This window comes from Streptomyces galbus, assembly GCF_005280195.1.
GTDB lineage: Bacteria > Actinomycetota > Actinomycetes > Streptomycetales > Streptomycetaceae > Streptomyces > Streptomyces galbus.
In genome coordinates this window covers 115,925-126,631 of record NZ_SZPR01000025.1, presented here as the reverse complement: position 1 = coordinate 126,631, position 10,707 = coordinate 115,925, and the positions used below count along the sequence as shown (strand labels likewise).

7 protein-coding genes are annotated in these 10,707 nt (G+C 73.0%); 4 read left to right on the top strand and 3 right to left on the bottom strand.

The features are described 5' to 3' along the window. Positions 1–9: 9 nt before the first annotated feature. Positions 10–2,775, bottom strand: a complete 2,766-nt coding sequence (locus tag E4U92_RS28555; RefSeq protein ID WP_137303307.1) for a bifunctional SulP family inorganic anion transporter/carbonic anhydrase — start codon at positions 2,773–2,775, stop codon at positions 10–12. A gap of 335 nt (positions 2,776–3,110) precedes the next feature. Between E4U92_RS28555 and E4U92_RS28550 the strand changes: the two genes are divergently transcribed. Then, complete coding sequence (locus E4U92_RS28550; RefSeq protein WP_137303306.1) at positions 3,111–4,397, top strand: polysaccharide deacetylase family protein; 1,287 nt, start codon at positions 3,111–3,113, stop codon at positions 4,395–4,397. A gap of 67 nt (positions 4,398–4,464) precedes the next feature. On the opposite strand, the gene E4U92_RS28545 is transcribed toward E4U92_RS28550, so the two are convergent. After that, a complete protein-coding gene (locus E4U92_RS28545; protein WP_137303305.1) occupies positions 4,465–5,445 on the bottom strand; it encodes an ATP-binding protein in 981 nt (326 codons plus the stop codon). Positions 5,446–5,546: 101 nt separating this feature from the next. Between E4U92_RS28545 and E4U92_RS28540 the strand changes: the two genes are divergently transcribed. Beyond that, positions 5,547–6,371, top strand: coding sequence for a Fic family protein (locus tag E4U92_RS28540; protein ID WP_137303304.1), 825 nt, complete (start codon positions 5,547–5,549; stop codon positions 6,369–6,371). A gap of 423 nt (positions 6,372–6,794) precedes the next feature. On the opposite strand, the gene E4U92_RS28535 is transcribed toward E4U92_RS28540, so the two are convergent. Continuing rightward, positions 6,795–7,631, bottom strand: coding sequence for an HAD family hydrolase (locus tag E4U92_RS28535; RefSeq protein ID WP_137303303.1), 837 nt, complete (start codon positions 7,629–7,631; stop codon positions 6,795–6,797). Positions 7,632–8,228: 597 nt separating this feature from the next. On the opposite strand from E4U92_RS28535, the gene ssd reads away from it, so the two are divergent. Together ssd and E4U92_RS28525 are read left to right on the top strand one after the other, a co-directional pair. Next, positions 8,229–9,341 carry a septum site-determining protein Ssd gene (ssd, locus tag E4U92_RS28530; protein WP_137303302.1) on the top strand — a complete coding sequence of 371 codons (1,113 nt, stop codon included), beginning with the start codon at positions 8,229–8,231 and terminating at the stop codon, positions 9,339–9,341. Then, positions 9,338–10,654, top strand: coding sequence for a TadA family conjugal transfer-associated ATPase (locus E4U92_RS28525; protein ID WP_168725217.1), 1,317 nt, complete (start codon positions 9,338–9,340; stop codon positions 10,652–10,654). The genes ssd and E4U92_RS28525 overlap by 4 nt, the downstream gene beginning before the upstream one ends. Positions 10,655–10,707 lie beyond the last annotated feature (53 nt).

Sequence of the window (10,707 nt, the reverse complement as noted above, 5' to 3'; positions counted from 1 at the left end):
GCGCCGGTGTCACGCCGGGACGTCGACCGGGCGTACGTGGTCGAACACCCGGCCCGCCCCGGTCAGCAGGTACGCCTGCGCCTCGCCCACGTGGAAGTACATCCCGTGCAGCTCCAGCGCACCGGCCCGCAGCGCGCGGTCAACGGACGCGTGGGCCCGCAGATGATCGAGCTGCTGGACCACGTTGGTCAGGCAGAGCTGCTCCACGGCGTCCGCGGCGGCGCGCCCGGCGATCCGGGCCGGGGGCCGGCTGTCGTCGGCCATCCGCTCCAGGCTGGGCAGCCCGTGCCGCAGCCACCGCTTCAGCGGGGTGTGCGCCGCACCGGGCTCGGCGTTGAGCAGGGCCTGCATGGCCCCGCACCCGGAGTGTCCGCACACCGTGATGGACCGCACCTCCAGCACGTCCACCGCGTACTCGATCGCCGCGGCCACCGAGTCGTCCCCGCTGTCCTCGCCCGGCAACGGCACGAGGTTGCCCACGTTGCGCACCACGAACAGGTCGCCCGGACCGCTGGACGTGATCATCGAGGTGACCAGTCGTGAGTCCGCGCACGTGAGGAAGAGCTGCGAGGGCCGCTGCCCCTCCCGCGCCAGCCGCTCCAGCTCGTCGCGCACCAGCGGGGCGGTGTTGCGCTGGAACGCGCTGATGCCCCGCACGAGCTGGTGGGTGGTGGGTGGCGGGTCGGTCTCCTTCCGGTCGGTGTCCCTGGTCCTGCCTTCGTCCGTGTCCTCGCCCGCGACGTGCGCGACGTGCGTGATGTCCGCGCTCTGGGCGTCCGAGCTCTGGGCGTCCGCGCTGATGAGGTCCGTGCTCTCGACCGACGCAGCGTGGGTGCCGGTGCCGGTGCCGGTGCCGGTGCTATGGGCGTCGGTGCCCGTGCCTGTGCCGGTCGCGAGGGGGGTGTCCGCCCGGCGGGCCGTGTCGCTCGTGTCCGCCGGCGCGAGGCTCGTCAGGTCGCACTGGTGGTTGCGCCACGGTGTCCAGGGTCCGCAGCGGCAGTCGGCGTCCTCGTCGGCGTGCGGGATCACCGGCTCGGCGATCCGCAGGCCGGGGCGGCGACCGCCGAACTCGACCGTGCCTCCGTGCGCGGTGTGCGTCTTCTGCCAGTCCTGGAGGGTCTCGTAGGCCGCGTGGTCCATGAACGAACCGTCCAGCTCCACGACGGCGGGGACCCCGTGGGGCACGAGGTGCAGGGCCCGGCTGAGGCGCGGGACCGCGAGGAACGTCAACTGGCCCCGGACACGTACGTGATGGACTCCTTCCCGCTCGTCATGGGTGATGCGGGTGTGGGCGAGGCGGTGCAGCGCGGTGGCGACGGCGAGGGCGATGCCCAGCGCCACGCCCTGGAGGACGCCGAGGAACACCACACCGAGGGTGGTCACGGCGTACACCAGCACCTCGCGGTGGCGGGTCACCGTGCGGATGTGGTGCAGGGACACCATCTGGATGCCGACGGCCATCACCAGGGCGGCGAGGGAGGCGAGCGGGATGAACTCCAGGATCGGGACCATCAGCAGCGCGGCGACCACTACGAGAACGCCGTGGAGCATCGTGGAGTTCCGGCTCACCGCCCCGGCCCGCACGTTCGCCGAACTCCGCACCGCCACACCGGCGATGGGCAGCCCGCCGAGGGCCCCGGAGACGATGTTGGCGGCGCCCTGACCGAGCAGCTCACGGTCGAGGTCGGAACGCGGGACGCGGGGCGGCGAAGGTGAGGCGGCGGGCGGGGCGGTGGCGGCGGCCGAACCGTTGGCGGTCGGCGGGGCGGTGCCCGTCGGCGAGGCCGTGGCGGCAGCCGCGGGGCCGGGAGCCGCGGGGCCGGCAGCCGCGGGGCTGGGAGCCGCGGGGCCGGAGGCCGTGTCGTCGGCCGGCTCCGTCCCGCCGGGTGACGCGGCGCGGGAGGCCACCAGCTTGTCCACGGCGACCGCACCGAGCAGCGACTGCACGCTGCACACCAGGGTGATGGTGAGCACGGCGGCGACCAGGCCCAGGGCCGGCCCCTCGGGCAGTCCGGCCAGGGCGTGGCTGCCCCAGGACGGCAACTCGACGCGGGGCAGGGCGAATCCGGCGAGGGCGGCGACCGCGGTCGCGCCGGAGACGGCGACGAGCGCGGCCGGCACCTTGCGGAGCACGCGGCCGGCGCGGCCCGGCAGCCGTGGCCACAGGAGCAGCAGGGCGAGGGTCAGGGAACTCACCGCAAGAGCGGCCGGGCGCACCGCGGCCACCTGGGCGGGCAGGGCCAGCAGGTTGGCCAGGACCGAGCTCTGCGGGGTGCCGCCGAGGACGATGTGCAACTGGGCCACGGCGATGGTCACGCCGATCCCGGCGAGCATGCCGTGCACGATGGCCGGACTCACCGCGAGCGCGGTGCGCGCCACGCGCAGGCAGCCGAGGCCGAGTTGGGCGAGTCCGGCGAGCACGGTGATGGCACATGTCGTGCGCCAGCCGTAGCGGTGGATGAGGTCGGCGGTGACCACGGTGAGTCCCGCGGCGGGCCCGCTGACCTGCAGTGCGGAGCCGCCGAGCCGGCCGGCGACCAGGCCGCCGACGGCGGCGGCGACGAGACCGGCCTGCAGCGGCGCGCCGGTGGCCAGGGCGATGCCGAGGGACAGGGGCAGGGCGATCAGGAAGACCGCGATGGACGCGGACACGTCGGCGCCCGCGAGGCGGAAGCGGCGGCGCGGGGCCGGTGGCGGGCTGTGGGGCTGGTGCAGGCGCTCGGGCGTGGCCGAGTCGGACGGTTCGGTGGTGCGGGTGGGGACGCAGGCTGACATGTTCCCGTCTCCTCCGGGGCAGCGCGGTCGCGGATCTGGGTGTTCCCCCCGGCAATGGCGGGGGGTGGTCGCGGCCGTGGGTCACGGCTTGCAAGCGGCGGGATGAATCAACGCTCGGTAAACGGATCGTAATGCAGAGTAAAGGACGAGCATGGATATTTGTGGCAAATGGCGCACGTAACCCTCCTAAAGAGTGAAGTGAGCTTTTTATCGGCTTGTCGTATTAATTCCTTCTCGGCCTCCGTGCGACGTTGACGGCGCCGTCGGCTGGTCGGCGGCGCACCAGAACGCCGTGGTCGGCGTTGGCCTGAGAGAAGGAAGAAGGTGGGCGGAACATGACCGCCACCCAGAGGATCGCCACGGGGACCGTGGTCGCCGCGGCCGTCGCCGCGTCACTGGCCGGTTGCTCGACGGGGGCCACCGGTTCTCACGCAGCGGGCGCGGGCGCGTCCGGGACCGGGTCCGGGAGGCAGCAGGCGGCTCCCGCGCCCAAGAGCCTCGTCCGCCTGATCGGCGACGGCTCGACCGCGTACACGGGGGCCCAGCCGCACCTGCCCCGGCCCGAGCGGCTCAAGCCCGGGCAGAAGCCGCCGCAGTTCGTCGTGTTCTCCTGGGACGGCGCCGGCGAGGACAGCCAGAAGCTGTTCTCCCACTTCCGCGAGGTCGCCAAGGCCAACAACGCGACCATGACGTTCTTCCTCAGCGGCGTCTACATGCTGCCCGAGGAGAAGCGCGACCTGTACAAGCCGCCGCAGCACTCGCCGGGCCGCTCCGACATCGGCTTCAACGACGAGCAGGGCATCGCCGACACCGCCGAGCAGCTCCGCCTGGCGTGGCAGGAGGGCAACGAGATCGGCACCCACTTCAACGGCCACTTCTGCGGCAAGGACGGCGGAGTCGGCCAGTGGTCGGTGGCGGACTGGAAGGACGAGATCACCCAGGCCAAGCAGTTCGTGAAGACCTGGAAGACCAACACCGGGATGACGAAGGCCGCCCCGCTGCCCTTCGACTACGACAAGGAGCTGATCGGCGCCCGCACCCCCTGTCTGGAGGGCCAGGAGAACTTCATGAAGGCCGCCCGCGACATGGGCTTCCGCTACGACACCAGCGGCGTCAACAACCAGGTGTGGCCCGGCAAGAAGGAGGGGCTGTGGGACCTGTCGATGCAGCTCGTGCCCTTCCGCGGCCACTCCTACGAGCAGCTCACCATGGACTACAACTTCATGGTCAACCAGTCCGGGACCGCCACCCAGGGCGACCCGGCCAAGCGGTCCTTCTGGGGCCACCAGATGCGTGACAGCCTGCTCGCCGGCTTCCAGCGCGCGTACGAGGGCAACCGCGCGCCGCTGGTCATCGGCAACCACTTCGAGTCCTGGAACGGCGGCGTGTACATGCGCGCCGTCCAGGACGTCGTCGAGGCGGTCTGCAACAAGCCCGACGTGCGCTGCGTCTCCTTCCACCAGCTGGCCGACTGGCTGGACGCCCAGGACCCGGCGACCCTGGCCAAGCTGCGCTCCCTCGACGTGGGCGAGGCGCCGCGCGAGGGCTGGGAGCAGTTCCTGTCGGCCCGGCCCGCCCCGGCCCCCAAGGGAGTACCGGGGGCACCGGCGGCCAAGCCGTAGCTACGGGAACGCCGGGCCGTCGCTACGGGAACGGCTCAGCCGTCGCTGCGCGAGGGCCGAGCCGTGGCTACGCGGGGGCGGTGACGCCCTCGCGGAGCACGAACCCGGGGTCGACCTGCGCGGCCAGGTCGGCCCCGGTGCGCTCGTTCCCCCAGGACCGGGCGTTCTTCAGGTGGAAGTGGACCATCTGGCGGGTGTAGCGCTCCCAGTCGCGCCGCGCGTACGTCGCGTCGGCGGCCGACCGCAGCCGGCGCAGGGCCTCGTGGTGGGGCTCCTCCAGGAGCTCGAACCGGGGCGGGCGGCCCTTCTCCATGGCGCGGACCCAGTCCGACTGCCCGACCGTCACCAGCAGGTCGTCACCGACCTCGGCGCGCAGGAAGTCGATGTCGTCCTGTCCCTGCACCTTGTTGCCGACGACCTTCAGCTCGACGCCGTAGTCACGGGCGTACTCCTTGTACTGGCGGTGGACGGAGACTCCCTTCCGGGTCGGCTCGGCGACGAGGAACGTCATGTCGAAGCGGGTGAACATGCCGGAGGCGAAGGAGTCCGAGCCCGCCGTCATGTCGACCACGACGTACTCGTCGGGGCCGTCCACCAGGTGGTTCAGGCACAGCTCCACGGCTCCGGTCTTGGAGTGGTAGCAGGCGACCCCCAGGTCGGCGTCCGTGAAGGGGCCCGTGACCATCAAACGGACGGCGCCGCCGTCGAGTTCCACCGGGCGGGCACAGGCGTCGTAGACCGGGTTGTCCTCCTGGACCCGCAGCAGCCGGGAACCCTCGCCGGGCGGGGTCGTCTTGATCATCGTTCCCGCGGAGGCGATGCGGGGGTTGGACCCGCGCAGGTGGTCTTTGATCAGGGGCAGGTGCTCGCCCAGCGCGGGCAGTGCGGCGGCATCCGCCTCCTCCAGGCCGAGGGCGGCCCCCAGGTGCTGGTTGATGTCGGCGTCGACGGCGATGACCGGCGCGCCGCTCGCCGCGAGGTGACGGATGAACAGGGAGGAGAGGGTGGTCTTGCCGCTGCCGCCCTTCCCGACGAAAGCAATTTTCATGTTCACGAAGCGTAGTCGCTCGGCAGCGGTGAGTGGCAGCGGTGCGTGAAGAAGGCCACTCCATCGTGGGCTCACGGCCGGGGGTGCGTAGGGTCGTGCGCATGAGTACGACAGGTGCGACCGCCGATCCGCTCGCGACCCTGGGCTCGCTGCCCGGCGTGCCCGATTCCGTCGAATCCGTCCGCAAGGCCGTGGACCGGGTCTACGGGCACCGCATCATGCGCCGCCGCAGTACCGAGATCACCTCCGAGGCCGCTCTGCGCGCCTCCCGCGGCTCCGCCGCGCTGTCCGGCGCGGACTGGGCCCTGGAGGAGGTGCGCCGGCGCAGCGACTTCGGCGCGGACGACGAGGCGCGGACGGTGGGCGCAGCGCTGCGGCTGACCGCGGAGGCGGGCCAGCTGCTGTCGATCTGGCGGCAGTCGCCCCTGCGGGTGCTGGCCCGGCTGCACGTCGTGGCCGCCGCGGAGGCGGACGACGCGGTGGGGCGGCCGCGACGGGCCGGTGAAGCGGTGCGCGAGCCGCTCGTCGAGCTGCCGGCACCGGGCGCCGGCGAGGTGTCCGGCCGACTGGACGGCCTCGCCGAGCTGATCGTCGCGGGCAGCTCCGCGCCCGCCCTGGTGACGGCCGCCGTCGTCCACGGCGAACTCCTCGCCCTGCGGCCCTTCGTCTCCCACAACGGCCTCGTCGCGCGCGCGGCCGAACGCATCGTGCTGATCGGCAGCGGTCTCGACCCCAAGGCCGTCTGCCCGTCCGAGGTGGGGCACGCGGAACTAGGCCGTGCGGCCTATCTCGCGGCCCTGGACGGCTATGTCTCCGGCACGCCCGAGGGCATGGCGGCGTGGATCGCCCACTGCGGCCGGGCCGTGGAACTGGGTGCCCGCGAGTCGACGGCGGTGTGCGAGGCCCTGCAGCGCGGAGCGGCGTAGGCGAGGGCGCCTGTCACGGGGGCGAACGACGAAGGCCCCCACGAGGGGGCGAAAAGGGTTGCGGCGGTACGAGGGCTCGTACCGCCGCTGGCATGCCCACCGGGTTACCAAGCGTCCTCGATATGTGCCCATCAGGTCGGGGACTTTGCCCGCCACCTGGTGCGGCTGGCCCGTAATCGACGGGTCGACGTCGCGTGGGTGCCCGGTGTTCATGCTCGGTCCGTGGGGCCAATGCGTTGAAGAAGGGGATCCTCGCGGATGTCCTTTGGTCTCGCGGGCCGTTAAAACCTTTGTACTCCAAGCCCCCGGCGAGCGAAAGCCCTGACCCGAGTTCTTTACTTTTGCGCTCAAACAGCACGGAAACGGGCAGGCGTACGACGCCGGAGGCCGCCGGACGGCCGGACGTCCAGACGGCAGGACGGCTCAGGCGGGTGCGGCCGCCCGGCGCCGGCTGGCGTACCAGACCAGGCCCGCCGTGGCCGCCGCCGCTCCCACGGCCGCCGCCACCACCAGGGCCGGGCGCGGTGGCACGGCGAAGCGCGGCATCCGCTGCTTGAGGCGCACCGGGCGGTGGAAGTCGAGGATCGGCCACCCGCGCGCCACGGCCTCGCGGCGCAGCGTCCGGTCCGGGTTCACCGCGTGCGGATGGCCCACCGTCTCCAGCATCGGCAGGTCGGTCGCCGAGTCGCTGTAGGCGTAGCAGCGCTCGAGGTCGTAGTGCTCGGACTGCGCCAGCTCCCGGATCGCCTCCGCCTTGGTCGGTCCGTACGCGTAGTACTCCACCTCGCCGGTGAAGCAGCCGTCGTCGCCCACGACCATCCGGGTCGCCACCACCCGGTCGGCGCCGAGCAGTTCACCGATCGGCTCGACGACCTCGGCGCCGGAGGTGGAGACGATCACGACGTCGCGGCCGGCCCGGTGGTGCTCCTCGATGAGGGAGGCGGCCTCGTCGTAGATGATCGGGTCGATCAGCTGGTGCAGGGTCTCGGCCACGATGTCCTTCACCTGCTGGACGTTCCACCCGCGCACCATGGCGGACAGGTACTCGCGGGTGCGTTCCATCTGCTCGTGGTCCATACCGCCCACGAGGAAGACGAACTGGGCATACGCGGTACGCAAGGCGGCCCTGCGGTTGATCAGACCGCCTTGGTAGAACGACTTGCTGAAGGTGAGCGTGCTCGACTTCGCAATGACCGTCTTGTCCAGATCGAAGAAGGCGGCTGTGCGGTGCAGGGAGTGGTTTTCCACGCCTCTGAGCATAGGGGCAGCCCATTCGGCGTAAGGTGGGCGCGTGGGTTTGCCTGACAGGGCTGTCGGGTACACCATGGAAGTCACGGATCGTTCGCGACCGTGCTAACCCGGTCCGACTCCTCCCCCCCCGAGTCGGCCGTGGAGACGACCCCCGCTCTCCCCCCCGGCGGGGGTCGTCGCATGTCCGGACGTATTTTTCCCCTCCCATCGCGGTGCGGCCTCCTCTCCTGGTCGCCGCGCATGCCCCGCGTCGCGCACCCCAGGTTAGTCACTGTGTGTAGTCGTGGGACTGCTCTGTGGAAACCGCGCAGGAGTTGCCGCAGGGCTCACCGGTTTGGGTGATGGCGATATTCACAAGCCCTGACTCGTCCACAGAAATCGACCAAGATCCACACGATTTCCGGCTTCGCTGCACGGTGATTCCCAGGCGTCCCGCTCGGGCCGAGTTCATGTCCCGTTCCGTTTGTCGGACGCCCACGGCCGGTTTCCGCCGTCCGTTCAAGACGGCTGTTCCTCACGGCCGTTCATTGGAGGGCCGGCCGCCGGTTCTTCACACATTCGGCAATCGCGGGGCCGCAGGGGCTCGGCGAGACGCAGCGAAGGGGGATGGACACCGTGACCGGAGCCGTCACACACGACCCGCCACCCGCGATCTCGGGCCGGCCGGGAAGGCCGTTGATCGTCACCGAGGACACCGAGCTCCTCGACGACCTGCTGCGGCTGTGCGCCGCCGCCGGCGCCACACCAGAGGTGCGCCACTCGCTCCCGCGGGGAAGGGGCGGCTGGGAGTCCGCACCGCTGGTCCTGGTCGGCGACGACGCCGCCCGGCGGGTCCGGGGGGCCGCCCGACGGCGCGGCGTGGTCCTCGTCGGACGCGACCAGGACGACTCCGGTGTCTGGCGCCGGGCCGTCGAGATCGGCGCTGACCACGTCCTGGTGCTGCCCGACGGCGAGCAGTGGCTGGTCGACCGGATCGCCGACGTCGCCGAGGGCGTGGGGCGACCCGCCCTGACCGTCGGGGTCATCGGCGGCCGCGGCGGGGCCGGAGCCTCCACGCTCGCGTGCGCCCTCGCCGTCACCTCCGCGCGCGAGGGACTGCGCACCCTGCTCGTGGACGCCGATCCCCTGGGCGGCGGACTCGACGTACTCCTCGGCGGCGAGACGGCCCAGGGCCTGCGCTGGCCCGCGTTCGCCGCCTCGCGCGGCCGCGTCGGCGGGGGCGCCCTGGAGGAGTCGTTGCCCGAGCTGCACGCCCTGCGGGTGCTCAGCTGGGACCGCGGTGACCGGGTCGCCGTCCCTCCGCAGGCCGTCCGCGCCGTCCTCGCCGCGGCCCGCCGGCGGGGCGGCACGGTCGTCGTCGACCTGCCGCGCCGTGTCGACGACGGCGTCGCCGAGGTGCTGGCCCAGCTCGACGTCGGACTGCTCGTCGTGCCGGCCGAACTGCGCGCCGTCGCCGCGGCCGGACAGGTCGCCTCCGCCGTCGGCATGGTCCTGAAGGACCTCAGGGTCGCCGTCCGCGGCCCGTACGCCCCCGGCCTGGACGACCGCGAGGTGGCCCGCCTGCTCGGCCTGCCACTGGTGGGCGAGGTGCCCGTGGAGCCGGCGCTGCTCCGCCCGGACGGCGGCCGGACCCCGCCGGGAGCGTCGGCGCGCGGACCGCTCGCGCGCTTCTGCAAGGAGTTCTGGGAGCGGGCGTCGGCGGAGGTGGGGAGCGGATGAGCGCGGGATTCGACGAACGGGACGCCCCGGCGCTGCTGGACGGGGTGCGGCGGTGGCTCGCCGAGAGCGGGTCCGAGCCGACGCCCGCACGCGTGGCGCAGGCGCTGCGCGAGCAGGGCAGGGTGCTCGGGGACGCGGAAGTCCTCGGCGCGGCGGAGCGGTTGCGCTCCGAGCTGGTCGGCAGCGGCCCGCTGGAGCCGTTGCTCGCCGATCCGTCGGTCACCGACGTCCTGGTCTCCGCACCCGACCGGGTGTGGGTGGACCGGGGCGGCGGCCTGGAGCGGACCGACGTGTCCTTCCCGGACGCGGCGGCGGTACGACGCCTCGCGCAACGCCTGGCCGCGGTGGCCGGACGGCGCCTGGACGACGCCCGGCCGTGGGTGGACGCCCGGCTGCCCGACGGGACCCGGCTGCATGCGGTGCTGCCCCCGGTGGCCGTCGGCTGCACGTGCCTGGCGCTGCGGGTGGTACGCCCCCGAGCGTTCACCCTGGACGAGCTGGTCGCCGCCGGCACGGTGCCGCCCGGCGGTGACCGCGTGCTGCGGGATCTGCTGGAGGCGCGGCTGTCCTTCCTGGTCAGCGGCGGCACCGGGAGCGGCAAGACGACCCTGCTGAGCGCACTGCTCGGGCTCGTCGGGCCCGGCGAGCGGATCGTGCTCGCGGAAGACTCGGCCGAGCTGCGGCCCGACCACCCGCACGTGGTGCGGCTGGAGACCAGACCCGCCAACCAGGAGGGCGTCGGGCTCGTCACGCTCGAGGACCTGGTGCGGCAGGCGCTGCGGATGCGGCCCGACCGGCTGGTCGTCGGGGAGGTCCGCGGAGCGGAGGTCGTGCATCTGCTGGCCGCGCTCAACACCGGCCACGAGGGCGGGTGCGGGACGGTCCACGCCAACGCGGCGGCGGACGTACCGGCTCGTCTCGAGGCGCTCGGCACGGCGGCCGGGCTGGACCGGGCCGCCCTGCACAGCCAGTTGGCGGCGGCGCTGTCGGTCGTGATCCACCTCGTGCGGGACCGGACGGGACAGCGGCGCATCGCCGAGGTGCACGTGCTGGAGCGGGACCCCGCGGGGCTGGTGCGGACCGTGCCGGCGCTGCGGTGGGAGGCGGGGGCGTTCGTGGAGGAGGTCGGCTGGGGCCGGTTGCGGGGGTTGCTGGGCGCGGGCGGGGTGCGTGCGTCGGGGGGCGCTGCGGATGCGCTGAGCGGGCCGGGTGCGATGGGTACGTCGGGCGCGGGCTGGGTCCCGCATCCCGTGGGTGTGGCGGCGGGTCCGGTGGGTGTGCACCCCGCTGGAACGGCGGGAGGGGCGTGGTGAGCGCGTTGCGTGAGGTGGCGACCGTGGCGGCCGTGGCGTGGGCCGCGGTGGCG